22 protein-coding genes and 1 pseudogene are annotated in these 25,998 nt (G+C 50.7%); 7 read left to right on the top strand and 16 right to left on the bottom strand.

Annotation, left to right across the window (positions count from 1 at the left end; all coding sequences use genetic code 11):
• Window positions 1–8: 8 nt before the first annotated feature.
• From glgX to asd, 3 genes are all read right to left on the bottom strand, one after another.
• Complete coding sequence (glgX, locus tag HGD79_RS17450; RefSeq protein WP_168848457.1) at window positions 9–1,982, bottom strand: glycogen debranching protein GlgX; 1,974 nt, start codon at window positions 1,980–1,982, stop codon at window positions 9–11.
• On the bottom strand, window positions 1,979–4,165 hold the full coding sequence (gene glgB, locus HGD79_RS17445; protein ID WP_001283723.1) for a 1,4-alpha-glucan branching enzyme: 2,187 nt from the start codon (window positions 4,163–4,165) through the stop codon (window positions 1,979–1,981). The genes glgX and glgB overlap by 4 nt, the downstream gene beginning before the upstream one ends.
• A 272-nt stretch (window positions 4,166–4,437) precedes the next feature.
• Complete coding sequence (gene asd, locus HGD79_RS17440) at window positions 4,438–5,541, bottom strand: aspartate-semialdehyde dehydrogenase (protein WP_000799956.1); 1,104 nt, start codon at window positions 5,539–5,541, stop codon at window positions 4,438–4,440.
• 192 nt (window positions 5,542–5,733) lie between these two features.
• On the opposite strand from asd, the gene yhgN reads away from it, so the two are divergent.
• Window positions 5,734–6,327, top strand: a complete 594-nt coding sequence (gene yhgN / locus HGD79_RS17435) for an NAAT family transporter YhgN (RefSeq protein WP_001002544.1) — start codon at window positions 5,734–5,736, stop codon at window positions 6,325–6,327.
• Window positions 6,328–6,372: 45 nt separating this feature from the next.
• On the opposite strand, the gene HGD79_RS17430 is transcribed toward yhgN, so the two are convergent.
• From HGD79_RS17430 to HGD79_RS17400, 7 genes and pseudogenes are all read right to left on the bottom strand, one after another.
• Window positions 6,373–7,668 carry a DNA-processing protein DprA gene (locus tag HGD79_RS17430; RefSeq protein ID WP_001399745.1) on the bottom strand — a complete coding sequence of 432 codons (1,296 nt, stop codon included), beginning with the start codon at window positions 7,666–7,668 and terminating at the stop codon, window positions 6,373–6,375.
• On the bottom strand, window positions 7,575–9,671 hold the full coding sequence (locus tag HGD79_RS17425) for a RecQ family ATP-dependent DNA helicase (protein ID WP_000410810.1): 2,097 nt from the start codon (window positions 9,669–9,671) through the stop codon (window positions 7,575–7,577). Before HGD79_RS17425 ends, HGD79_RS17430 begins: the two co-directional genes overlap by 94 nt.
• A gap of 139 nt (window positions 9,672–9,810) precedes the next feature.
• Window positions 9,811–11,151: a gluconate transporter gene (gene gntU, locus HGD79_RS17420; protein WP_000210111.1), complete on the bottom strand. Its 1,341-nt coding sequence runs from the start codon at window positions 11,149–11,151 to the stop codon at window positions 9,811–9,813.
• A 3-nt stretch (window positions 11,152–11,154) separates the two neighbouring features.
• Window positions 11,155–11,682, bottom strand: coding sequence for a gluconokinase (gene gntK / locus HGD79_RS17415; RefSeq protein ID WP_000108330.1), 528 nt, complete (start codon window positions 11,680–11,682; stop codon window positions 11,155–11,157).
• Between the two features lie 138 nt (window positions 11,683–11,820).
• Window positions 11,821–12,816, bottom strand: coding sequence for a gluconate operon transcriptional repressor GntR (gntR, locus tag HGD79_RS17410; RefSeq protein WP_000730263.1), 996 nt, complete (start codon window positions 12,814–12,816; stop codon window positions 11,821–11,823).
• A gap of 223 nt (window positions 12,817–13,039) precedes the next feature.
• Window positions 13,040–13,735 (bottom strand): quercetin 2,3-dioxygenase, encoded by a 696-nt coding sequence (gene yhhW, locus HGD79_RS17405; RefSeq protein ID WP_000639811.1) that lies wholly within the window; start codon window positions 13,733–13,735, stop codon window positions 13,040–13,042.
• Between the two features lie 122 nt (window positions 13,736–13,857).
• Window positions 13,858–14,895 (bottom strand): annotated as a pseudogene (locus HGD79_RS17400) (oxidoreductase).
• Window positions 14,896–15,226: 331 nt separating this feature from the next.
• Between HGD79_RS17400 and yhhY the strand changes: the two are divergent.
• From yhhY to HGD79_RS17375, 5 genes are all read left to right on the top strand, one after another.
• Entirely contained in the window at window positions 15,227–15,715 is a 489-nt protein-coding gene (gene yhhY, locus HGD79_RS17395) for an N-acetyltransferase (RefSeq protein ID WP_001295206.1), read from the top strand.
• A 236-nt stretch (window positions 15,716–15,951) separates the two neighbouring features.
• A complete protein-coding gene (locus HGD79_RS17390) occupies window positions 15,952–17,130 on the top strand; it encodes an Hcp1 family type VI secretion system effector (protein ID WP_000065908.1) in 1,179 nt (392 codons plus the stop codon).
• Window positions 17,127–17,621 (top strand): protein YrhA, encoded by a 495-nt coding sequence (gene yrhA, locus HGD79_RS17385; protein ID WP_000988496.1) that lies wholly within the window; start codon window positions 17,127–17,129, stop codon window positions 17,619–17,621. Before HGD79_RS17390 ends, yrhA begins: the two co-directional genes overlap by 4 nt.
• Before the next feature lie 94 nt (window positions 17,622–17,715).
• Complete coding sequence (gene yrhD / locus HGD79_RS17380; RefSeq protein ID WP_001307436.1) at window positions 17,716–17,871, top strand: protein YrhD; 156 nt, start codon at window positions 17,716–17,718, stop codon at window positions 17,869–17,871.
• A gap of 199 nt (window positions 17,872–18,070) precedes the next feature.
• On the top strand, window positions 18,071–18,355 hold the full coding sequence (locus HGD79_RS17375; protein ID WP_033813320.1) for a YrhB family protein: 285 nt from the start codon (window positions 18,071–18,073) through the stop codon (window positions 18,353–18,355).
• 37 nt (window positions 18,356–18,392) lie between these two features.
• Here HGD79_RS17375 and ggt read toward each other — a convergent pair whose 3' ends face one another.
• Window positions 18,393–20,135, bottom strand: a complete 1,743-nt coding sequence (ggt, locus tag HGD79_RS17370; RefSeq protein WP_000595086.1) for a gamma-glutamyltransferase — start codon at window positions 20,133–20,135, stop codon at window positions 18,393–18,395.
• Window positions 20,136–20,254: 119 nt separating this feature from the next.
• Between ggt and HGD79_RS17365 the strand changes: the two genes are divergently transcribed.
• Window positions 20,255–20,695, top strand: a complete 441-nt coding sequence (locus tag HGD79_RS17365; RefSeq protein ID WP_000825996.1) for a DUF2756 family protein — start codon at window positions 20,255–20,257, stop codon at window positions 20,693–20,695.
• On the opposite strand, the gene ugpQ is transcribed toward HGD79_RS17365, so the two are convergent.
• From ugpQ to ugpB, 5 genes are all read right to left on the bottom strand, one after another.
• Window positions 20,682–21,425, bottom strand: a complete 744-nt coding sequence (gene ugpQ / locus HGD79_RS17360) for a glycerophosphodiester phosphodiesterase (RefSeq protein WP_000073590.1) — start codon at window positions 21,423–21,425, stop codon at window positions 20,682–20,684. The genes HGD79_RS17365 and ugpQ overlap by 14 nt on opposite strands.
• Window positions 21,422–22,492, bottom strand: coding sequence for a sn-glycerol 3-phosphate ABC transporter ATP binding protein UgpC (gene ugpC, locus HGD79_RS17355; protein ID WP_000907801.1), 1,071 nt, complete (start codon window positions 22,490–22,492; stop codon window positions 21,422–21,424). The genes ugpQ and ugpC overlap by 4 nt, the downstream gene beginning before the upstream one ends.
• 1 nt (window position 22,493) lies before the next feature.
• The gene (gene ugpE / locus HGD79_RS17350) at window positions 22,494–23,339 is read right to left on the bottom strand and encodes a sn-glycerol-3-phosphate ABC transporter permease UgpE (protein WP_000572176.1); all 846 of its coding nucleotides are present in this window, start codon (window positions 23,337–23,339) and stop codon (window positions 22,494–22,496) included.
• Window positions 23,336–24,223: a sn-glycerol-3-phosphate ABC transporter permease UgpA gene (ugpA, locus tag HGD79_RS17345; protein ID WP_000099289.1), complete on the bottom strand. Its 888-nt coding sequence runs from the start codon at window positions 24,221–24,223 to the stop codon at window positions 23,336–23,338. The genes ugpE and ugpA overlap by 4 nt, the downstream gene beginning before the upstream one ends.
• 97 nt (window positions 24,224–24,320) lie before the next feature.
• Entirely contained in the window at window positions 24,321–25,637 is a 1,317-nt protein-coding gene (gene ugpB / locus HGD79_RS17340) for a sn-glycerol-3-phosphate ABC transporter substrate-binding protein UgpB (RefSeq protein WP_000803193.1), read from the bottom strand.
• Between the last annotated feature and the right edge of the window lie 361 nt (window positions 25,638–25,998).

Below are 25,998 nucleotides of genomic sequence, written 5' to 3'. Positions count from 1 at the left end.
CTTTTTTATCATCTCTGGAACACACACAATCCGTGTGCAGGTCCCTGCCAGACAGCCGTAATCACTGGGTTATCCTCTCCAGCGAATGGGGGAATGGCGTGCCACTCCCCAGCAGGTAAAACAATCGCTGTTACCTCAAGCGTGGCGTTAATTGCGATCAAAAAGCGATCCGAGAGCAGAATTTGCAGCTGTTTCGGCCCGTTTTGCCACTCATCCGTGCTTAAAGGTTGAGCATATCGATTTAGCCAACGGACATTGCCGTCGCCTTCTTCCCACCAGCGATTCTCCACCAAAGCGGGAATGCGCTTGCGCAGATGGATTAACGCGGCGGTAAATGCGGTTAAACCACTGCTTGCCTGCGACCAGTCCAACCAGGTTAATTGGTTATCCTGACAGTAGGCATTGTTATTGCCATGCTGGCTGTGACCATGTTCGTCACCGGCCAGTAACATCGGCGTACCCTGGGAGAGCAACAACGTTGTTAACAGGGCGTGAATGCTGTCGCGCCGCCGTTCAACCAGGTCAAGAGAACCGCCTAACCCTTCTTTACCATGATTGTTACTGTAATTGTTGTTGGTCCCGTCGCGATTTTCTTCTCCGTTTGCTTCATTGTGTTTATGGTTGAAGCAAACGCAGTCGCGAAGCGTAAAACCGTCATGCGCGGTGACGAGATTAATCGCGGCACTCGGCAGACGACCATTACGTTTAAAAACATCGCTGGAGGCAGCAAAACGCCCGGCAAACGCCCCCAGAGGCAAATCATAATGTAGCCAGAAACGACGGGCAGCATCGCGGAAATGATCGTTCCACTCGGCAAACAGCGGCGGGAAATTTCCCACCTGATAACCACCAGGAGCGATATCCCACGGTTCAGCAATTAACTTCACCTGCGAGAGCACCGGGCAGTTCTGGATAGCGGTAAACAACGGCGCATCCTGACGGAACTCTGGCGTACGGCCCATGACTGCCGCCAGATCAAAGCGGAAACCATCGACGTGGCAGGTTTCTACCCAATAACGCAGGCAGGCGCTGGCATAATCCACCACCGCCGGATGACTCAAATTGAGCGTGTTGCCGCAACCGGTCCAGTTGTGATAATCGCCGTCTTCTCTTATCCAATAATAGCTACGGTTATCGATCCCACGCAGCGAGAATAACGGGCCGTCGAGGTCCAGTTCCGCACTATGGTTGAGCACGATATCAAGAATGACTTCGATACCCGCTTTATGCAGTGCTTTGATTGCATCGCGAAACTCATCCAGCGCCGTTTCTGGCGAGCAGGCATACGCCGGATGCAGCGCAAACATCGCCACCGGGTTGTAACCCCAGTAGTTACTTAGCCCCATGCGTTGCAGACGTGGTTCACTGGCAAACTGCGCCACTGGCAGCAGTTCCAGCGCGGTAATGCCCAATTGTTTCAAATAGTTGATCATCACCGGATGCCCGAGGGCTTTATAAGTGCCACGGATCTCGACCGGGATCTCCGGGTGCAAGTACGTTAATCCTTTGACATGGGCTTCATAAATGATGGTGCTGCCCCACGGCGTGCGCGGCGGGGCATCATCTTCCCAGTCATAGTGATCAACCACCACTACGCATTTCGGCGCAATGGCGGCGTTGTCGCGATAGTCAGGTTCATTATGACCGGCGTGCAGCAGCGGGTTATCTTTAAACTCCCCGTCAATTTGCCGCGCGCAAGGATCAATCAACAACTTCGCCGGGTTAAAGCGATGCCCCTCGGCGGGTTGCCAGGGGCCATGAACGCGATAACCATAACGCAAACCCGGGCGCGCATCCGGCAGATAACCGTGCCAAATGTCGCCACTGTGCCCTGGCAAGTCATAGCGATGTTCCTGGCCATTGGCGTCAAAGACACACAGTTCTACCCGCTCGGCATGAGCGGAGAAAAGTGTGAAGTTGACGCCCTGACCGTCGTAATGCGCGCCGAGGGGAGCGGGTTTGCCAATGGCGAGTTGTGTCATTCTGCCTCCCGAACCAGCCAGATAGTGGCCAGCGGTGGTAGCGTCAGGCTTAGTGAATGCTGACGACCGTGGCTGGCAATCTCATCGCTGTGTACCGTGCCGCCATTGCCTGCATTACTGCCGTGATAGTGCATGGAATCGGTATTGAGGATTTCACGCCATTTGCCCGGCTGGTTTATGCCGAAGCGATAATCATGACGCGGTACCGGCGTAAAGTTACTGGCAACGATGATTTCGTTACCCTCTTTATCGCGACGCACAAAGATCAGCACCGAGCGTTCTTTGTCATCCACCACCAGCCATTCAAAGCCGTACGGGTCAAAATCCAGTTCATGCATTGCTTTATGGTGGCGGTAGGTGAGGTTCAGATCGCGCACCAGACGCTGGACACCGTGGTGCCAGTTATCGCCGCCTTCCAACAGATGCCAGTCGAGGCTGGCGTCATGGTTCCACTCGCGGCCCTGGGCAAATTCGTTACCCATGAACAGTAGTTTCTTGCCCGGGAATGCCCACATCCAGCCATAGTAGGCGCGCAGGTTCGCGAATTTCTGCCATGCGTCGCCCGGCATGCGGTCGAGAATCGATTTTTTACCGTGGACCACTTCATCATGCGACAACGGCAGGACGAAGTTTTCAGTGTAGTTGTAGAGAATCCCGAAGGTCAGTTTATCGTGATGATACTGACGATAAACCGGGTCGAGCTTCATGTAGTCCAGGGTGTCATGCATCCAGCCGAGGTTCCACTTGTACCAGAAGCCCAGACCGCCCATATCCTGCGGACGAGAAACGCCAGGGAAATCGGTAGACTCCTCAGCCATTGTCACCGCACCGGAAACCTGCTCACCAAGAATACGGTTGGTATTACGCAAGAATTCAATCGCTTCAAGATTCTCGCGCCCGCCAAATTCGTTCGGGATCCACTCCCCCTCTTTACGGCTGTAGTCGCGATAAATCATTGACGCCACCGCATCGACGCGCAGCGCATCAATACCAAAACGTTCAATCCAGTAAAGCGCGTTACCGACGAGGAAGTTACTGACTTCACGGCGACCATAGTTGTAGATCAGCGTGTTCCAGTCCTGATGATAGCCTTCACGCGGATCGCTGTGTTCATACAAGTTCGTGCCATCAAATTCGGCAAGCGCAAAGTCATCAGTCGGGAAGTGGCCTGGCACCCAGTCGAGAATCACGTTCAGACCAGCTGCGTGTGCGGCATCAATGAAATAACGGAAGTCGTCGCGAGTACCAAAACGGCGGGTTGGTGCATACAGGCCGGTTGGCTGATAACCCCAACTGCCATCGAAGGGATGCTCGTTAATGGGCAGTAGTTCGAGGTGGGTAAAGCCCATCCATTTAGCATAAGGCACCAGTTGATCGGCCAGCTCGCGGTAGCTCAACCAGAAATTGTTGTCGGTGTGGCGACGCCAGGAACCCAGGTGAACTTCATAAATAGAGATTGGCGCATCAAACTGATTCGCTTTTTTGCGCTCTTCAGTCTGTACAACCTTTTCCGGCAGCCCGCAAATAAGAGACGCGGTTTCCGGGCGCATTTGCGCTTCGAAGGCATAAGGGTCGGACTTCAGACGCAAGTTGCCATTGGCATCAATCATCTCGTATTTATAGAGCTGACCGTTATGCGCCCCAGGGATAAACAGTTCCCAGATGCCGCTCTCTTTACGCAGGCGCATCGGGTGACGGCGACCGTCCCAGTAGTTAAATTGCCCAACCACCGAGACCCGACGGGCGTTTGGAGCCCAGACAGAGAAACGCGTACCTGTGACGCCATCCATAGTATCTGCATGCGCGCCTAAGGTTTCATACGGGCGCAGGTGAGTACCTTCAGATAATAGCCAGGCATCCATTTCCTGGATTAGCGGACCAAAACGGTAAGGATCATCAATCAGGTTTTGCTGACCATGCCAGACAACAGCCAACTGATAGCGGAAAAAATTCTTACGTCGCGGAATGACGCCGCTAAAGAATCCCCGTGAGTCGAGACACTCCAGTTTTGCGAGTTTGCGCCCGGTTTTCGGTTCAATCACCCACACATCGGTAGCGTCGGGTAAAAGGGCACGGACTTCCAGTCCCGCGGTGGTTTTATGCATTCCCAGTACGGAAAAAGGATCCGCAAAATGGCCTGCAATTAGCGCGTTAATCACGTCTCTATCGATACGATCGGACATGCTTGTCTTCCTGTTTTATTGTGTCACCCCATCCAATTGGATTTTTGACTTCTGGTTGTGACATTTTTTTGACCTGAACGGCGCAGCACTCTGTGCATCCTCTCTGCGTCGTCCTCACTTCAGGTAAGGCTGTGAATACTCATGTATTCAGCCACCCTTAAAGAATAGCCAATGCTCTATTTAACTCCCGGTAAATCATGAAACATCTGCGCTTACTCCTGTATTACGCACTAACAGGGGCGGCATCGCGCCCCAGATTTAATGAATAAAGATTACGCCAGTTGACGAAGCATCCGACGCAGCGGCTCCGCGGCCCCCCACAGCAGCTGGTCGCCCACGGTAAAGGCTGACAGGAACTCTGGTCCCATATTCAGCTTACGCAGGCGGCCTACCGGCGTGGTCAGCGTGCCGGTAACGGCAGCTGGGGTTAGCTCACGCATAGTGATTTCCCGATCGTTCGGAACGACTTTCGCCCACGGATTGTGCGCAGCCAGCAGTTCTTCCACGGTCGGAATAGACACATCTTTTTTCAATTTAATAGTGAATGCCTGGCTGTGGCAGCGCAATGCCCCGACACGCACACATAAACCATCTACCGGAATTACGGAAGATGTGTTGAGGATCTTGTTGGTTTCCGCCTGCCCTTTCCACTCTTCGCGGCTCTGACCGTTATCGAGCTGTTTGTCGATCCACGGAATCAGGCTACCCGCCAGCGGCACGCCAAAGTTATCCACCGGCAGCTCACCGCTACGGGTTAAGGTTGTGACTTTGCGTTCGATATCGAGAATAGCAGAGGACGGGGTCGCGAGTTCATCTGCCACATGGCCATACAGATGGCCCATCTGGGTTAATAACTCACGCATATGTCGCGCACCACCGCCGGAAGCGGCCTGGTAGGTTGCAACGGACACCCAATCAACAAGATCATTGGCGAATAAACCACCCAACGACATCAACATCAGGCTTACGGTACAGTTACCGCCAACAAAAGTCCTGATGCCATTATTTAATCCGTCGGTAATGACGTCCTGATTGACGGGGTCAAGAATGATGATGGCGTCATCTTTCATGCGCAGAGACGATGCTGCGTCAATCCAGTAACCTTGCCATCCGCTTTCACGAAGCTTTGGATAGATTTCGTTGGTATAATCGCCGCCCTGACAGGTCACAATGATATCGAGGGCCTTTAGCGCCTCCAGATCAAAGGCATCCTGAAGTGTGCCAGTGGTTCCGCCAAAAGACGGCGCAGCCTGGCCAAGCTGAGAAGTAGAAAAGAAGACAGGGCGAATGGCGTCGAAGTCGCGCTCTTCAACCATGCGTTGCATGAGAACGGAGCCGACCATACCGCGCCAGCCGATAAAACCAACATTTTTCATAAGCGTTTTTTTCCTGCAAAGATGTGTGCTGTATAAATGTGCCGGTCTCCTCTTGGCACATCTTTCACCATACAAAAAGCAGCCAAAGTCGCAAGTGAAATTAATCAATGATAGCGAAGCCATCAGTAATGCGACTTATCCTGCTTTGTTAGCACGCAGAAAGTCCGCGGCAATTATCAGGGAATTTGAGTTATGAATGAAATCATTTCTGCAGCAGTTTTATTGATCCTGATTATGGATCCGCTCGGAAACCTACCTATTTTCATGTCCGTACTGAAACATACTGAACCGAAAAGACGGCGGGCAATCATGGTGCGAGAGTTGCTTATTGCTCTCCTGGTGATGCTGGTGTTCCTGTTTGCGGGTGAGAAAATTCTGGCATTTCTCAGCCTGCGAGCAGAAACCGTCTCCATTTCTGGCGGCATCATTCTGTTTCTAATCGCCATTAAGATGATTTTCCCCAGCGCTTCAGGAAATAGCAGCGGGCTTCCGGCAGGTGAAGAGCCATTTATCGTGCCGTTGGCAATTCCGTTAGTCGCCGGGCCGACTATTCTCGCCACGCTGATGTTGCTGTCTCACCAGTACCCAAATCAGATGGGACATCTGGTGATTGCTCTGCTGCTGGCCTGGGGCGGCACCTTTGTCATCCTGCTACAGTCTTCGCTATTTTTACGTCTGCTGGGCGAGAAAGGGGTGAACGCACTTGAACGCCTGATGGGATTGATTCTGGTGATGATGGCAACCCAGATGTTCCTCGACGGCATTAGAATGTGGATGAAGGGGTAAGGTTCAAACAGGTGCTGCACACAACCAGACGCGGCACCTGTTTTATTACCTGAACTGATAATGACCTTCGCCCAATCGGATAACCCTTCCCTCTTCTTCTGCGCGGTTCAGCCACACACTAATTTGTTCGATGGTTAAACCAGTACAAGACGACAGCCTTTCAATACTTATCGATTCCTTTGCAAAGATCGCCAGTTCCGCCACAAAGAGTTGATAAAAATCGACAGGCGTATGCGCGGGCATTACTGCGTAATTTGCGTCATTTTCATGCAGCGAAAACAGTTCTGGTTGAGCGTTACGGAGTGCTCTGTCATACATCAGCCCAGGAACGTCTGACAGTCTGATCGGCACATTCTCAGCCTGTTCAGCACTCCATGACGCCCCATTTTCTACTAATCGTGAATTGGCTGATTGCATATCCTGATTTGGTTTAACCTGCACAGGCAGCCACTGATGTTTTAATGCCTCTATCGCCCCGGTTATCGTTCCACCGGTCATTCCCGCACGTACAACCATTGCGCTTTCAGCAAGGCAATAAATATATTTATTTCGCGCCATCGCATTGCCGACGGTGAAACGCACCTCTGGGTAAAACGGCGAAATCAACACCAGGTTGCCTGCTATAAGCCCTTCACGCCATTTCACTAACGTACTCGTTTTTAACAAGCTATCAGCTAATACGCCAACGGCAGTTCCCCCGGCCTCCAGTGCCGACGCCATTGCACATTCATCAATACCTCGCGCACCACCAGAGATAACGCAAATCCCCTGTTGGGCCAGTTTCGCGGCCAGTTGTTGGGTATAGCGCAAATCGTCAGTCGGAGCATCTCGCGAGCCAACAATCGCCATACCTTCCGCTTGCAGTAATGCTTTATTCCCGCAGCCAAATAAAACGGGAGGTGCATCCGTTCGCAATCGGTTTTTCAAGCGAACGGGATAATCAGCATCTCCTCGGGTTATGATCCATAAACCGGCGCGTTGCCACTTATCTACCGCCAACGCCAGACTATGACCGCGCGCCAGCAAGCCAAGAATACGCTCCTGAGAAATACGCGGATCGCTCCAGCCTGTAAGTTTCTCTTGCGGTTGCGGCACCAGAAGCTCGGCGGGACTGATACGTTGGTGCTTCAGCCATAATGCAAACTTCCCCCATTCACTATTACTAAGAGGTTTATGCTCACTCGCCGCCGCGCGAGAAAAATCGCTGGTTAGCAGGAGAGTCGCTTGTGCATTGGCTGAAAGATTCATCAATTTTTTACCGAGGTAGAAGCAAGGGCAAGAGGATAAACCGTCGGGCAACCTGCCTGGCGTAACAGTGCTGTCAGAACTGTCAGCGTCCATGCAGAATCCACGATATCGTCAACCAGCAACGCCGGACCTGGCATCAAAGGAGGGGTAATCACAAACGCCCCGTCGAGATTTTGACACTGGTGAAAACGGTTTTGCTGCATTTTCTGCGGTGGATTGTCCACGACTTTTTCAATGGCATCAATAAAAGGTAAGCCAAGTTTCGCCGCCAGTCGCCGGGCAAAATCAGGAACCAGGTCGAGGTGCCTTAATGAAGGAACGCAGCATACCCAGGTTGGTTCAGGATGCGGATTCCAGCGTTGGCGAACCATTTCCGCACATGCCTCCACCAGCTCATCACTGAATCGCCCCGTTTTTTTCTCCTGTGCTACCTGCTTTCCCCATCCGGAATCTCCCCAACGAGAAAGGACTCGCCCCGTAGATCCTTGTAAACCCGCAGGCAAGTTCCCTTTAAATCCGTATTGCGTAAAAGCTCCAGATGCTACCTGTTTATTGAGATTTAATGGCAGGTCAGCGTGTTTAATAAATAAATTTGCCGCATGGAGTAAGCCGCTATCAATATCGGGCGACAACAACGGATGCTGAAGACAACTGCTACATTTACCACAACGTTCGGCACTTGGCTCATCGAGTGCGCGGCGCAGAAATTGCATTTTGCACTCCTTGGTCGTGATATAGCTTTCAACATCTGCCAGCTCATTTTTTCTCTGATTCATCAAATGGTTAATTCGTTCATGGTCAGGAGAGAAACTGACGATAGTTCTGCGCCATAATTTCTCGGTATACACCACAGGCGATGGATTTTCAGCTACCAATAATTTCAGTGCTTTTTCTATTTGCCCATAACGGAGATTCGTCCGTTGTTCAATGCCTCGTAGGGTAAGACCGTCATTCTCGCTAAGTACGTTGAGTATTTCATGAATTTGCGCCTCCGCAGGAAAGGCGCTTTCACGGAAGAATTTATGAATAGCGCGGTCTTCACCACCACAAAGCAATATGCCAACAGCGGAATCTATAGCACGCCCGGCACGCCCTACCTGTTGGTAGTAACCGACAATAGACCCCGGCATCTGGTAATGAATAACAAACCCCAAATCCGGTTTGTCAAAGCCCATTCCCAGCGCCGTCGTCGCGACCAGAACTTTAATTTTATTTGCCAGCAACGCCTGCTCCAGATATTCCCTGGCAGTATTAGAATCTTCCGCGCCTTCACAAGTCACGCCGCTGTAGTAAGCAAATGCACTGATACCATTTGTCCTTAACCACTCGGCGACAAGGTCGGCATCGCGAGTAGTCAGGGTATAAACAATTCCCGATTTGGAAAACTGAGGGATAACCGTTGCTAACCATGCCAGACGGGATGACTGTTCACCTAAGACTAAGGCATCAAGCGCCAAACTTTCGCGAGCCAGCGTTCCACGCTGAATCACAATGTCACCCAATTGCTGACGGATATCCTCAACGACACGGTTATTCGCTGTCGCGGTTGTACCCAGAACTGGGGTATTCGCAGGCAGTTGGCGCAAAATATCTAATATACGTCGGTAATCCGGGCGAAAATCGTGGCCCCAATCAGAGATGCAGTGCGCCTCGTCGACCACAAGCAAGCCAATACGATCGGCTATAGGATATAAAACCGTTTCGATAAAGTCTTGGTTTGCCAAACGTTCCGGGGAAACCAGCAAGCAATCGACCTCACCTTGCAGCAACTTATCGCTAATACGCTGCCATTCTTCCCTGTTTGTAGAATTCAACGTTTCAGCCGTAATACCTAACCGTTCAGCGGCGGCAACCTGGTTACGCATCAGGGCAAGCAAAGGAGAGATGATAATTGTCGGGCCAGCACCGCGATCGCGGAAGATTTTACTGGCGATGAAGTACACGGCACTTTTCCCCCAGCCAGTGCGTTGGACAACCAGCAGTTTTCGTCGTTGGTTCACCACCGCGTCTATGGCTTCCCATTGCCCTTCCCTGAAAGTAGCGGTGGTATTTCCTAACATCCGCTGTAAAAGCAATTCAGCTGCGTGCTTTTCCATCTTTATCTCCTGCGATCTTTAGGCAGTGATTAGAACGGATTATTAGCAGGTAAATTTGCGAGAGGGATCAAAAAGATGAAGAGAGGAGATAAGAGAAATGAATTACTGCGAGCAAGCTCGCAGTAATTTGTCGCAGTAATTAACTCAACAGCTGGAACGCAATCATCCCAACGATGGCACCGACAGTGCCGAGGATGGTTTCCATCATGGTCCAGGTTTTCAGCGTTTCGGCTTCGGTCGCGCCGGTAAATTTACCGAACAACCAGAAACCGGCGTCGTTAACGTGGCTGACAACAATCGAACCACCAGCGATACAAATCGACAGCGCCGCCATTTGCGCACCGGAGTAGTTCAGTTGTTCAATAACCGGCATCACCAGTCCTACCGCCGTTAAACAGGCTACGGTGGCAGAACCCTGAATGATGCGCACTGCAGCTGCCAGCACGAAGCAGGTGATAGCAATCGGCAGGCCCATGCCGGTTAACGCTTCGCCCAGTGCCGGACCTACGCCAGAGTCAACCAGCACCTGTTTGAACACGCCGCCTGCACCAATCACCAGCAGAATGATCCCCGCCGGTTGCAGCGCGTGACCGCAAATCTCCATCACTTTGTCTTTTGGCATGCCCTGACGCATTGCCAGGCCATAAATCGCTACCAGACAAGCAACCAGAATCGCGGTAAACGGATGACCAATAAACTCGAACCATTCGTAAGCGGTAGAGCCTTCTGGCACAAAACGCGCGGCAATGGTTTTCAGCCCCACCAGCACCAGCGGCAACAGGATCAGCGACAGGCTGAATCCGAAAGATGGCATTTTGCCTTCGCCGAGATGCGGTTCGCTGATGTCGTCAGGAATATGCAACTCCACGTAGCGGCTGATGAAATTACCCCACAGCGGCCCGGCAATAATCATTCCCGGAATTGCCGCACACAGGCCAATCAGGATCATCCAGCCAAAATCGGCGTTCATCTGCGATGCCAGCAGCATTGGCGCTGGCCCTGGCACCAGGAACGCCGCCGCTGCCGCCACGCCTGCGAATAATGGGATTACCAGCTTCACCAGGTTCGTACCGGTGTGGCGCGCCATTGAGAAAGCAACGCTAATCAGCAGAACAATCGCCACTTCAAAGAACAGCGGTAGCGCACAGACCAGCCCCGCAAGGCCGATGGCATAATGCGCGCGGCTGTGACCGAAGGATTTAAGCATTTTGACGGCAATCTGATCGACTGCGCCGGTTTCATGTAAGATCTTGCCAAACATAGCTCCCAGGGCGACAACCACCGCCAGGAAGCCGAGGGTGCCTCCCATCCCTTTTTCCATCGTCGCTGCGATTTTATCGAGCGGCATACCGGAAAAAAGGCCAGCCCCCATGGACACCACCATCAAAGCCAGGAAAGCGTGCATACGCGCCTTCATGACTAAAAACAGCAGCAGTAAAACAGACCCTACTGCTGTTAAAACAAGCGTTAATGTAGTCACTACTTATTTGCCTTTTTTAATAACCTCAATGGTGCTTGCCACAACACCTTCCAGCGGTTGATCGATATCCACCACCAGTACATCAGTTTCGTCCGCACCCGGCTCCTGCAGCGTTTCAAACTGCGTCACCAACATTTGGGTTTTAAAGAAATGGCCTTTGCGCGCTTTCAGGCGGCTTTCAATCACGTCAAAATCGCCTTTCAGGTAGATGAAAGAGAGATTCGGATTACCTTCACGCAGCAAGTCGCGATAGTGTTTTTTCAATGCAGAACAGACGATCAGTGACACTTTATTAGTGCGCTGCATAGCAAACGCGGCGTCGTTCAGCGCCTGCAACCACGGTTTGCGATCGTCGTCATTCAGCGGTTCGCCAGACGCCATTTTTTCGATATTGCGCCGTGGATGGAGGAAATCGCCATCAAGAAACGCGGCATGAAGTTGATGCGCCACTTCACTGGCGACCGCAGATTTGCCGCTGCCTGAGACGCCCATCAAGACGTAAATGTGGTGATCATGGTTAGTCGTGCTCAAAGTGGTGCCCCCACAATACAAGAATTAAAAATGTTACGGGTAACTGTTATCGGTAACATTGTCCGGCCGGACAATATCAGAAGCAATATCCATCCGTGCCTTAAGTGTATAAGTGTGAGCTACTTCAAATTTGTGGGCTTAAATAGATCCGCCCGGTGACAAGGTGAAACCTAAATCTAACATTTTCGGTGTCACAGATTCGCCACGAATACGCGCCAGCAGGCGTTCAGCGCCAATACTGCCCATCCGCTCACGCGGCGTCAGCACGCTCGCCAGTCGTGGCTCCATCACCTGACCAATGTCATGACCGTGGAAACCGGCAATCGCCATATCGTCAGGAACTTTTAACCCCAGACGCTGACATTCAAACGCCGCGCCGACCGCCAGATCATCATTAGTACAGAACACGCCATCCAGCTGCGGATATTCCCGCCGCGCCTGGCGAATCAGTTCAATACCGGAAGAGTAAGAAGAAGATTGCTCAACCATCACGCTATACGGCACCAGGCCTGCATCCAGCATCGCCTGTTCGTATCCCTTCTGTTTGATGATAGTACGTTCGTCGAGACGTGCGCCGAGATAGGCAATGTGGCGATGCCCGCGCGCAATAATGGCGGTAGTCATCTGGCGTGCCGCTTCAAAGTTATCAAAACCGACGGCGATATCGAGGCACGGCGACTGGCTGTCCATCAACTCCACCACCGGGATCCCCGCCACTTCAATCATCTTTAAGGTGCGCGGCGTGTGGGTACGTTCGGTGAGGATCAGGCCGTCGATATTCCAGGACAGCATGGATTCGAGACGTTCTTGCTCCATTTCCGGTTTATAGCCGTAGTGCGCCAGCATCGTCTGATAACCGTGCGCGTCGGTGACGCTTTCGATTCCGCGTAATACTTCCGCGAAAACCTGGTTGGTGAGAGAAGGTAACAGGACGCCAATCGCCCGGCTGGTAGCGTTAGAGAGGATATCGGGCGCACGATTGGGAATATAGCCCAGTTCATCAAGAGCGGCGGCAATCTTGCCGCGTAGAGCGACGGAAACCTGCTCCGGGTTACGCAAAAAGCGGCTGACCGTCATTTTGGTCACGCCTACACGGTCAGCCACATCCTGAAGTACGGGTCTTTTCTTTTTCATCGTCCTGAAGGTACAAAAGAGATAGATTCTCTTAGTTTAACACGGACGCATCAGAACCTTCCCGGGGAAAACAGTGCTTGTTTACAATTATTAGATATACACTAAATCAATTGCATCGCATTGTGCTAACGACGCGGCAAAACCCCGGAAGCGTGCATCAGCACGCGACCGGAGCGAGCGAGGAAGCCTGCAAAAAGGCAGGCTTCAAAGATGCCGTTGAGTTTTAAACCGGCGGCAGATCGAACAGTAACACTTCGCTGTCGCTATCCGCATGGATGGAGATTGCCTGCTCATCCCAGATTGCCAGACCATCGCTGGTCGAGGCTTTCACGCCGTTAATGGTGACATTGCCTTTCACCACCTGGATCCAGACGCGGCGTTCAGCGGCAATCTGATGCACCGACTGCTCATCTTTCAGCAACGCCCAACGATACAGTTCCATATCCTGATGCACTTTCAGCGAACCATCTCGCGCATCCGGCGAGAGCACCAGCTGTTTGCCCTGCACGGCATCGAAGCGACGCTGTTCATAACGCGGCGTAATGCCATTTTCTTCAGGCATGATCCAGATCTGATACAGATGCAGACGCTCGGTGCTGCTTGGGTTGTACTCTGAGTGACGAATACCCGTACCCGCACTCATAATCTGGAACTCACCCGCCGGAACCTGCTCTTTATTGCCCATGCTGTCCTGATGCTCAACAGTACCTTCCAGCACGTAGGTCAAAATTTCCATATCTTTATGCGGGTGAGTGCCGAAGCCCTGCCCTGCTTCAATCACGTCGTCGTTAATCACGCGCAGCGCGGAAAAGCCCATAAAGTTCGGATCGTAATAGTTGGCAAAAGAGAAAGTATGCCAGGAGTCCAGCCAGCCATGATTTGCATGACCACGTTCATTTGCTTTGCGTAAGTAGATCATTTGTATTCGCCCCATGAATGATTTCGATGGGCTTAGTGTGGACCCGATCTGCCTGGGATGATAGAGGGTGAAAATTGACCCCTCTGTTCAAAAAAATTGAACTATTCGAGGGGCCATCAAACTTACTTAGCGAGAGTTACTGTGGAGGGAGAGGCTTGCTCAAATCCGCGTTCAAGGATTTCCAGATTCGTAAGAACTTCAGATTCCTTGACGTAATTTGGCGCACCGTGGGTGATGGTTTGATACAACGCATCATAAACGCGCCCGTAATCGCCCATCTCCGGCTTCATCTCTTCTCTGACCGTCACGCCCTCGTCATTGACATACTCCAGCACACCGACCGAATCATCCGCTGCGAATCCCGGTTCGCCCGGCATAATATTAGCCTGCAGGCTGGTTTCCTGCTAGTCGATACCGTATTTAATAAACGAACCTTTCTTACCGTGAACGATAAATTTCGGATAATCGATTTTCACCAGATGGCTGGTTTTGACGATGGCTTTCAGGTCGCCATAAAACAGTTGCGCTTCAAAGGTGTCGTCAGGATTGGCTTTATTACGCAGGCTGCGGATGTCATAAGCGACGTGATCCGGGCGACCGAACAGAGAAATAATCTGGTCCATCGTATGCACACCAAGGCCATAAAACGCGCCATCCTGCGGCAGCCCAGGTTTGGTCTCTGCCACCGGGCGGTAATAGTCAAAATGGCTTTCCACTTCAACAATCTCTCCCAACTTGCCACTTTCAATCGCTTTTTTCGCTGTCAGGAAGCAGGAGTCAAAGCGACGATTCTGATACGGCGTGACGGTCAGCCCTTTGCTTTTCGCCAACGCAAACAGCTCCTTCGCCTGGGCAAGCGTCGGGGTGAACGGTTTTTCGACCAGCACATTTTTCCCGGCTTCCAGCGCGCGTTTCGCGTACTCGAAATGGCTGTCCGCGTGGGTGCAGACAACAACCAGCTTAACATCGGGATCGTTTAGTACTTCGTCGAGATCGCTGGTGAAATGGATATGGGAATAAATGGGAGCCTGTTCTTCCGGCTTCGCATGGCGACGAAAAATATGCGCGACATGCCAGCTATCCTTGCGGTTAAGTACATACGGCAGATGGTAACGGGTGGTGCTTTTGCCGAAGCCAATAAAGGCGCAGTTGATGACCATGATTTCGTCCTTTTTAAGGTGGTTATTTACACCTTAGCGCAAAGCGGACGTGGTTCCTACTGGAGTGCGCATAACGAACACAAGCACTCCCGTGGATAAATTGAGAACGAAAGATCAAAAAAAAGCCAGCACCCGGCTGGCTAAGTAATACTGGAAGCAATGTGAGCAATGTCGTGCTTTCAGGTTCTCCGCGAGGGTCTTCCTGATCGCGAGACAATAATAATCATTCTCATTCGCACTTGTCCAACACTTTTTGCAAAAAAATGCATTTGACTCGCATTTGAAAGTCAATGATGTTGAAAGGGACATTTACCCCAAAGAGGACAAAGGAATGAGTGAGATAGTAATACGCCACGCAGAAACACGGGATTACGAGGCCATCAGGCAGATTCACGCCCAGCCGGAGGTGTATTGCAACACACTACAGGTGCCTCATCCTTCCGATCATATGTGGCAGGAGCGACTCGCCGATCGTCCCGGCATCAAGCAACTCGTCGCCTGTATTGATGGAGACGTCGTGGGCCATCTCACCATTGACGTGCAACAGCGCCCACGCCGCAGTCATGTTGCCGATTTTGGTATCTGTGTCGACTCTCGTTGGAAGAACCGCGGCGTCGCCAGCGCCCTGATGCGAGAGATGATTGAAATGTGCGACAACTGGTTGCGGGTAGATCGCATTGAACTAACCGTGTTTGTCGATAACGCCCCGGCAATTAAGGTCTATAAAAAATACGGCTTTGAAATTGAAGGGACTGGTAAGAAGTACGCATTGCGTAATGGTGAATATGTCGATGCATATTATATGGCGCGGGTGAAGTAAGATAGTGCCCTTTTTCTGAGATGGAAAAAGGGTGTCATTCAAAATCGACATACCTTCCTTTAAGGTATTTATTTGCCCAATACATATATTGAGATTTAACTCATAATTACTTCCTAAAGTGTAATATTTTATTTTTTAATATATACGCCTACAATTTCCTGGAGTAAATAAATAACAATTAACAAGCATAATATTGCCATTGATAAAATAGCATGCCATAAAAGGACTTTTCAGGGATGAGTAATATTGTTTACCTGACAGTAACGGGAGAACAACAAGGAAGCATCTCCGCAGGTTGTGGGACTTCTGAGTCTACAGGTAATCGTTGGCAGAGCGGGCATGAGGATGAAATATTTACATTCTCACTCTTAAATAATATTAATAATACGGGGCTTGGTTCACAGTTCCATGGTATAACATTTTGTAAATTAATTGATAAAAGCACTCCATTATTTATTAATTCCATTAACAATAATGAACAATTATTTATGGGATTTGACTTCTATCGAATAAATAGATTTGGTAGATGGGAAAAGTATTATTATATACAACTAAGAGGCGCTTTTTTATCGGCTATTCATCACCAGATCATTGAAAACCAACTGGATACAGAAACAATAACTATTAGTTATGAATTTATCCTCTGTCAACATCTTATCGCAAATACCGAGTTCAGCTATTTGGCACTCCCTGAAAATTATAACCGTTTGTTTTTACCAAATTCAAAAAACCAAACAAATAATCGTTTCAAAACGTTAAACAGCAAAGCTATTGGCAGGCTACTTGCTGCTGGTGGCGTATACAATGGGAACATTGAAGGATTCAGAGATACTGCGGAAAAACTGGGTGGAGATGCAATAAAAGGCTATGATCAAATACTAAATGAAAAAACAGCGGGCATAGCGATAGCAACAGCATCTATTCTTTTAACAAAGCGTTCTAATGTTGATACATATACAGAAATAAATAGTTACTTAGGCAAACTTAGAGGTCAACAAAAACTTCTTGATGGTATAGACATAATAGAAATAATATACATTAAGAGACCTTCAAAAGACTTAGCTAACTTACGAAAGGAGTTTAATAAAACTGTAAGAAAAAATTTTCTTATCAAACTTGCAAAAACCTCCGAAGCATCTGGAAGATTCAACGCCGAAGACCTTTTAAGAATGAGAAAGGGCAATGTTCCTCTAAATTATAATGTTCACCATAAACTATCTCTAGATGATGGTGGTACTAATGATTTCGAAAATTTAGTATTAATCGAAAACGAACCATATCATAAAGTTTTTACTAACATGCAATCACGAATAGCTAAGGGAATATTAGTAGGTGAAAGCAAAATCACTCCCTGGGCCATTCCATCTGGCTCAATTTATCCTCCCATGAAAAATATTATGGACCACACAAAATGATGACTAAAACCCAAATAAATAAATTAATAAAAATGATGAATGATTTAGACTATCCATTTGAAGCACCGCTCAAGGAATCATTTATTGAAAGTATAATCCAAATAGAATTTAATTCTAATTCAACTAATTGCCTGGAAAAGTTATGTAATGAAGTTAGTATTCTTTTTAAGAATCAACCTGATTATCTTACTTTTTTAAGAGCAATGGATGGATTCGAAGTTAATGGATTACGATTATTTAGCCTCTCGATTCCAGAACCTTCAGTTAAAAACCTTTTTGCCGTAAATGAATTTTATAGAAATAATGATGATTTCATAAACCCTGATCTACAAGAACGGTTAGTGATCGGGGATGATAGCATTTCAATATTTACTTATGACATTAAAAGTAACTTTTTTGAAATTAGAGATAATATTGGCACAGAAAATATATTCAGTTCGTTTAGTGATTTCTCTTCATTCTTAAACGAAATCATGGACAGTTGTTCATAATAATCAAAAGGAAACAAAAATCATTGTAAACCATGCCATCTTTTTAGAGATTACCAGCAGAAAATTCCTTGTTCGAAATTTAGCAGTGCAAGCTATGGAAAAACTTACAACGGAACTACACTCCTTAAGTGAGATGGACCGAAGACATGTAGTCTCTATTTTAGCCGAAATAGCTAATGGCTATGATGATTTTAATGACATGTTGATTTATTTAGAATTTTACCCGAATCATAAGATTCTGATATCTTAAATAAGAAAATCCCGTTCGACGTTCTGAAAAAGAAATCATAAAATATTAGCAGATACTTATTTCGTGACTATATCTTATCCGATGAACTTTTTTCAAAACCAGCATTTAATAATATCTTTGACGAAGATGAACGCGTCTTTGCTCAATGTATCACACAGGAATAATAATATAACACTCAACAATAATATTTATTATAATTATGATTACTTATCACGACGCATTCGCGAAAGCGAACCATTACCTTGATGATGCAGATCTCCCGGTCGTCATTACTCTACATGGACGCTTTAGCCAGGGCTGGTATTTCTGTTTCGAAGCACGAGAATTTCTCGAAACTGGAGATGAGGCCGCGCGCTTAGCTGGTAACACACCTTTTATTATTGATAAAGACAGTGGTGAAATTCATTCTCTGGGAACGGCAAAGCCGCTGGAAGAATATCTACAGGATTACGAAATAAAAAAGGCTACCTTCGGCTTGCCCTGACAAAATAGCCCTCTTCCCACGAAGAGGGCCGCTAACCTTAGTACCCCGCCGTTAAATCATCCACCGAGCGCGGGTCGGATGCGCCGTACAACTCACCGTCCGGCCCAACCATAATGCTTTGTGTACTGCCCATCGCCTCTTTCAGCGCCACTTTCTGACCTTTTGCTTCCAGCAGCTTGAGCGTATCCGGGCTAAACCCTTTTTCGACACGCAGCTCGTCCGGCAACCATTGATGGTGGAAACGCGGTGCATTGGTCGCTTCAGCGACATTCATGCCATAATCGATGCTATTCACCACCATTTGCAGCACGGTGGTAATAATCCGACTCCCGCCAGGGCTACCGGTAACCAGCCAGGTTTTACCGTCTTTCACCACAATGGTTGGTGACATCGACGACAGCGGGCGTTTATTCGGCCCGACCGCGTTGGCATCACCGCCCACCAGCCCGTAAACGTTCGGTACGCCCGGTTTGGCGGAGAAATCATCCATCTGGTTATTAAGCAGAATACCGCTCTCGCCCGCGACAATACCCGTACCGAAGGTGGTGTTCAGCGTATAGGTCACCGCCACCGCGTTACCATCTTTATCCACCACTGAGTAATGGGTAGTTTGATTACTCTCATAAGGCGCAAGCTTGCCAGGGCGAATCTCGCTGGACGGTTTCGCTTTATTGATATCGATTTGCTCGGCAATAGATTTGGCATAGGCTTTATTGGTCAGCGCCTGCCACGGGACTTTGACAAAATCCGGGTCGCCAAGATATTCCGAGCGGTCGGCGTAGGCATATTTCTCAGCCTCTGCCATGATTTGCATCGCATCGGCGCTGCCAAAGCCGTATTTCTTCATATCGAAGTTTTCCAGAATATTGAGGATTTGTACGATATGGATCCCGCCGGAGGATGGCGGTGGCATGGAGTAAACCTGATACCCGCGATAATCGCCGCTTATCGGAGTGCGTTCGACCGCTTTATAGGCCGCTAAATCTTCTTTAGTGATCAAGCCACCGTTTTTCTGCATCTCCTGGGCGATCTGTTCCGCAATCGTGCCTTTATAGAATTCGTCCGGGCCGTTTTCAGCAATCATCTCCAGGCTCTTTGCCAGGTTCGCCTGCACCAGCGTGTCGCCCTTTTTCAGCGGCTCGCCCTCTTTCCAGAAGATAGCTTTACTGTTTTCGTGATTCGGCAACACTTCGCTACCGTAGGTTTTGAGATCGTCAGCCAGCGCGTCGTTAACGATAAAACCATCGCGTGCCAGTTTAAACGCGGGCTGCACGACTTTGTTCAGCGGCATGGTGCCGTATTTATCCAGCGCCAGCGAGAAACCTGCTACCGTACCCGGTGTGCCGGAAGCCAGATGCGAAGTGAGTGATTTTTTGCTGTCCGGGTTGCCCTGATCATCGAGGAACATATCGCGGGTCGCTTTGGCGGGTGCCATTTCGCGGAAATCGATAGCCGTGGTATTGCCATTTTTCGAGCGGATTAACATAAAACCACCACCGCCCAGATTCCCTGCCTGCGGATGCGTTACCGCCAGCGCGTAGCCCACCGCCACGGCGGCATCAACGGCATTCCCGCCCTCCTTGAGAATATCCACCCCCACCTGAGTGGCAGTGGCGTCCACAGACGCTACCATTCCCTGTTTCGCGCGTACCGGGTGGAAGACATCTTCCTCCACACCATACGAGACGGGCGGCGCAGGAGGCGCGGCGGCGGCGCTAAAACAACTTCCTGAGAGCAGAGCAGCAATGGCCACCCGGCGTAAAAACGTCGGTTTTATCATCGTTATTCTCCAGAGATTAAGGGGCAACCCCAGCTAAGCCTGGTATATAACTCTGAATTAATCATCGTTTTGTCGGGAAGCGAGTAAACTTAAAGGATATCTTCAGAGGAGGATACGCGATGAAACGACTTCTGATTCTTACGGCACTCCTGCCGTTTGTCGGCTTTGCACAGCCCATTAATACTCTGAACAACCCTAACCAGCCGGGGTATCAGATACCCAGCCAGCAGCGGATGCAAACCCAGATGCAGACTCAGCAAATCCAGCAAAAAGGGATGCTGAATCAGCAACTGAAAACGCAAACTCAGTTGCAACAGCAGCATTTAGAAAACCAGATAAACAATAATTCTCAGCGGGTGTTGCAGTCACAGCCGGGGGAGCGAAATCCCGCCCGGCAGCAAATGCTGCCCAACACCAACGGCGGGATGTTAAACAGCAACCGTAATCCGGATAGTTCGTTGAATCAGCAGCATATGCTGCCGGAGAGGAGAAACGGCGACATGCTGAATCAGCCCAGCACGCCGCAGCCTGACATTCCGTTGAAAACTATTGGGCCGTAAAGTTCGGACCAATCACGTCAATCGCATCGGTACAGATGCAATCCACGCCCCAGCGCAGCAACTCTGCCGCGCGCTGGGGTTTATTGACGGTATAAACCAGAATCCGCAGTCCGGCGTCTTTCAACTGCATCACTCGCACTTTATCGAGTAACTTATGATTGAGATGAATAGAGACGCAGCCCAGCCGCGCGGTCAGTTCGCGCCAGTCGTCGCGCCACTCATCAAGCAATAAACCACGCGGCAGTTCCGGTGCCGCCAGCTGTGCAGCTTCTAAAGCATCAATCTCAAACGATGACAGCAGCGGCGGCGTCATACCGGCCCACAGTTGGCGTGCCGCCAGCGCCACCATTTTGCCCGTTAATGGTCCAGTGCCAGTGGTGGGTTTGATTTCGATATTCGCCATCATCCCGTGTTCGCGACAGCGTTCCGCCACCTGCGAAAGCAACGGCAGCGGCTCACCTTTAAACGCTTTGCTGTACCAACTGCCCGCATCCACGCGCAGTAAATCCTGCCAGTTCAGTTCACCCGCGACGCCCCAGCCGTTGCTGGTGCGTTCGAGATTGTCGTCATGGAGCAGGAAGATCTCGCCATCTTTCGATAACTTCGCGTCAAATTCGATCATCTTATGACCGTATTTTGCCCCAACGTCGATTGCCGCCAGGGTGTTTTCGGGGGCCAGCTTACCGCCGCCACGATGAGCGACGATGCGGGGATAAGGCCAGTTACTCATACTCGTTGTCCTGTTTCACCATCAAAAAGATGCAGCTGATTTTCCGCCAGATGCAGCCACAGCGTGCTGCCTGCCGTCGGGCGCTCCTGATGCGCCAGTCGCACCACCAGCTTCTGCTCGCCCCAGCGTCCGTGCGCCAGGTTATCTGCGCCGAGGATCTCCAGCGTATCCATCACCAGCGGTACGCCACCTTCTGCTTGCGAGCTTAGCGCAATATGTTCCGGGCGAATGCCGAGAGTCATTTTACGCCCGGCATACTGACGGTAGCCACCGTTTAGCGGTAGCACGATACCGCCGTCCAGTTCGAAATGCGTGCCTTCGGTATTCACGCGGCCTGTCAGCAGGTTCATCGCCGGACTGCCGATAAAACTCGCTACAAACAGGCTGGCGGGCTTTTCGTAGACTTCAACTGGTGTGCCAATCTGTTCGGCAACGCCGCCGTTCATCACCATTACTCGCTGGGCGAGCGTCATCGCTTCAACCTGATCGTGAGTAACGTAGAGTGAAGTCGTTTTCAGGCGACGGTGCAACTGTTGCAGTTCAAGACGCATCTGCACGCGCAGCTTGGCATCGAGGTTAGAGAGCGGCTCATCAAACAGGAACACCGCCGGATCGCGCACAATCGCGCGGCCCATCGCCACACGCTGGCGCTGACCGCCGGAAAGCTCGCGCGGGCGACGTTTGAGCAGACCGTCCAGCTCCAGAATGCGCGCCGCTTCTTTAACGCGCTCGGCAATTTGCTGCTTGCCCATGCCGCGAATTTTCAGCCCCCACGCCATGTTTTCTTCGACACTCATATGCGGATAAAGCGCGTAGTTCTGGAACACCATCGCAATCCCGCGATCTTTTGGCTCCATTTCAGTCACGCGCTGGTCGTTGATCCAGATATCGCCTTCTGTCACCCGCTCCAGCCCGGCAACCATGCGCAGCAGCGTCGATTTCCCGCAGCCAGACGGCCCGACCATCACGATAAATTCGCCATCCGCCACATCAAGGGTCAGCGGTTTAATGACCTGGGTTTTACCATCCCAGCTTTTGGTTACTGCCTGTAATTTCAGTCCTGCCATCTTATTTCTCACTATCGACCAGGCCGCGCACGAAGGCACGCTGCATCACTAAAACAATCACCACCGGAGGGATAAGCGTTAACAACATCGCCGCCATCACTGAGTTCCATTCCGTGGTGCCTTCGCCTGTAGCGATCATCCCTTTGATCCCTGCCACGGTGGTGCCGAGATCCACATCGGTAATAATCAACAACGGCCACAAATACTGATTCCAGCCGTAGATAAAGGTGATCACAAACAGCGCCGCCAGATTAGTTTTGGAGAGCGGAAAAACGATGTCGCAAAAGAAGCGCATTGGCGATGCGCCGTCGATCCGCGCGGCTTCCACCAGCTCATCCGGCAGCGTCATAAAGAACTGGCGGAACAGGAAAGTAGCGGTCGCCGAGGCCATCAGCGGCAGCGTTAAACCGGCGTAGCTGTCGAGCATCTGCAGGTTGGCGATGACTTCCACCGTCGGGAAGATACGTACTTCAACCGGCAGCATCAGGGTGATAAAAATCATCCAGAAGAAGAGGTTACGTAGCGGAAAACGAAACCAGACAATGGCAAATGCCGAGAGCATCGAGACGGTAATTTTGCCGAGCGTAATGCTGAACGCCATCACAAAGCTGTTAAGCAACATCCGCCAGAACGGCGCGCTATTCGTGCCTACCCCGTTCACCCAGATGTTGTGGATGTTTTCCAGCAGATGTGTGCCGGGGATGAGCGTCATCGGCGCGGCATAGACGGCCTGTTTATCCAGCGTCGCCGCGACAAACGCCACGTACAGCGGGAAGAGGATCACCGCGATCCCGAGGATCAGCATGGTATGGCTGAATATCGTCAGCCACGGACGGTTCTCAATCATTGGTAACGCACCTTGCTTTCAACATAGCGGAACTGCACCACCGTCAGCACGATGACGAGGAACATCAACACCACCGACTGTGCGGCAGACGAAGCCAGATCCAGTCCGGTAAAACCTTCGCGGTAGATCTTATAAATCAGCGTCGTGGTGGCCTGAACCGGCCCGCCGGACGTGGCGGCGTCGATCACCGGGAAGGTGTCGAAGAAGGCATACACCAGGTTCACTACCAGCAGGAAGAAACTCACCGGGGCGATAAGCGGCAGCGCAATCTTAAAGAAGCGGCGAATCGGCCCTGCACCGTCGATGGCTGCGGCTTCGATCAACGAACGGGGAATGGATTGCAGCGCGGCATAGAAGAACAGGAAGTTGTAGCTGATTTGCTTCCATACTGAGGCAAACACCACCAGAAACATTGCCTGACCGCTGTTTTGCGCGTGGTTCCAGTCGTAGCCGAACTCCGCGAGAAAATGGGTGATCAGCCCGCGACCGGGGTTAAACAGGAAGATCCACAATACGGCGGCAACGGCGGGAGCCACGGCGTAAGGCAGCAACATTAAGGTTTGATAGAAACGGCTGCCGCGCACGATGTACTCCACCAGCGCCGCAAAGAACAGCGATACCAGCAAACCGCTGACGGTGACAAAGGTGCTGAATTTTATCGTCGTCCAGAAGGAGTCGAGATAGTAGCTGTCATGGAACAGCGTGACGAAGTTATCCAGGCCGACAAACTGGCTGGAGAAACCAAACGGATCGACGCTTTGTAGCGAGTACCACAACGCTTCGCCCGCAGGCCAGATAAAAAAGATAACGGTGATGATGAGCTGCGGCGCGACCAGCAGATAAGGCAGCCAGCGCGAGCGGAACACCGGACGGGATGATGACATTACGGTTAATTCCTGAACTGTGCCGGATGCGCTTCGCTTATCCGGCCTACACGCGATGCCAGGTCAGATAAGCGAAACGCATCCGACATTACACTGATTAAGACTTCGTCGATTTCTCAAAGCGGCGCAGCAACTGATTTCCACGCTCAACGGCGGTATCCAGTGCCTGCTGTGGTGTCTTCTTACCGGTCCACACGCTCTCCAGCTCTTCATCCACAATCACGCGGATCTGCGGCATGTTGCCCAGACGCAGCCCTTTGGTGAACGGCAACGGCGGCTTATTCAGCATCTGACGCGTCGCGGTATCCGCCCCTGGGTTTTTCTCGTAAAAGCCCTGCTCACGGGTCAGGTCATACGCTGCTTTGGTGATTGGCAGATAACCGGTTTTCTGATGCCACTCGGCAGCGTTTTCTGGCTTCGCGAGGAAGTCGAGGAACTTCGCCACGCCGGTATACGTTTCTTTATTTTTGCCCTGCATCACCCACAGGCTGGCCCCGCCGATAATGGCGTTTTGCGGTGCATCTTTCGCATCGGCGTCGTAAGGCATCATGCCTACGCCATAGTTAAATTTGGCGTACTCACGAATATTAGCGAGAGAACCGGAAGAGGCGGTGGTCATCGCGCAATCACCGTTATAGAACTTCTCGGTGGATTCATCCTTACGACCGACGTAGCTGAAGTCGCCCTTCTTGTTCATCTCCTCGAGCATGGCGATGTGTTTCACCTGCTCCGGCTTGTTGAACTCCAGCACCGCGTCCGTGCCGTCAAAGCCGTTGTTTTTGCTGGCAAACGGCAGACCGTTCCAGGCGCTAAAGTTTTCCAGTTGGATCCAGCCCTGCCAGCCGCTGGCGTAGCCGCACTTCATACCGGAGGCTTTCAGTTTCGCGGCATAGTCCGCCAGATCCTGCCAGGTTTTCGGCGGTTGTTCCGGGTCTAATCCTGCTTTCTTGAAGGCGTCTTTGTTGTAATAGAGAACGGGGGTCGAGCTGTTGAATGGCTGGGAGAGTAAGTGGCCCGTTTTGCTGTCGGAGTAGTAACCGGAAACCGTCGGCACAAACTGCGACTCATCGAATTGAATCCCCGCCTCTTTAAACACGTCATATACCGGTTTAATGGCTTTCGATGCCATCATGGTGGCGGTGCCAACTTCATAAACCTGCAAAATAGCCGGAGCGTTGCCGGTACGAAATGCGGCAATCCCCGCGCTTAAATTCTGTTCGTAGTTGCCTTTATAGGTCGGTACAATTTTGTAATCCGGATTTTCGGCGTTAAAACGTTGGGCCAGAGAATCCACCTCTTTACCCAGTTCCCCTTCCATAGAATGCCAGAACGGAATGGTCGTCACTGCCTGTGCATTCCCCATTAACGCCAGTCCGAGCGCCAGTGCTGAAGCTGTATAATGTAACGGTTTCATCGTTTATCTCTCTTGTTGTACCGAATGCGCGAATTCACGCGTTTTATGCTCGCGGGGTAACATGACATGCTCGAATTACAGAAAAATAACTTTTTTGTTACATTTGTAAGATAGTAAGGTGTCAGAAAGATGACAAGGCGGTGACGGCGTGGGTGAGGGAAAATGGGAGATGGGGCACGGATAAGCGGAAAATAGAAGGTCTGAATCAAACTCTACAGATTACTCATCGTTTCATGCCGGATGCGGCGTAAACGCCTTATCCGGCCTACAAGATCGTGCAAATTCAATATATTGCAACTCACCCAGTAGGCCTGATAAGCGCAGCGCATCAGGCAATTTTACATTTGTCACCTGTCTCAAA

It is taken from the genome of Escherichia sp. SCLE84 (assembly GCF_012584495.1).
In the GTDB taxonomy this organism is placed as follows: domain Bacteria; phylum Pseudomonadota; class Gammaproteobacteria; order Enterobacterales; family Enterobacteriaceae; genus ECMA0423.
This window is presented reverse-complemented; position numbering and strand designations above follow the sequence as displayed.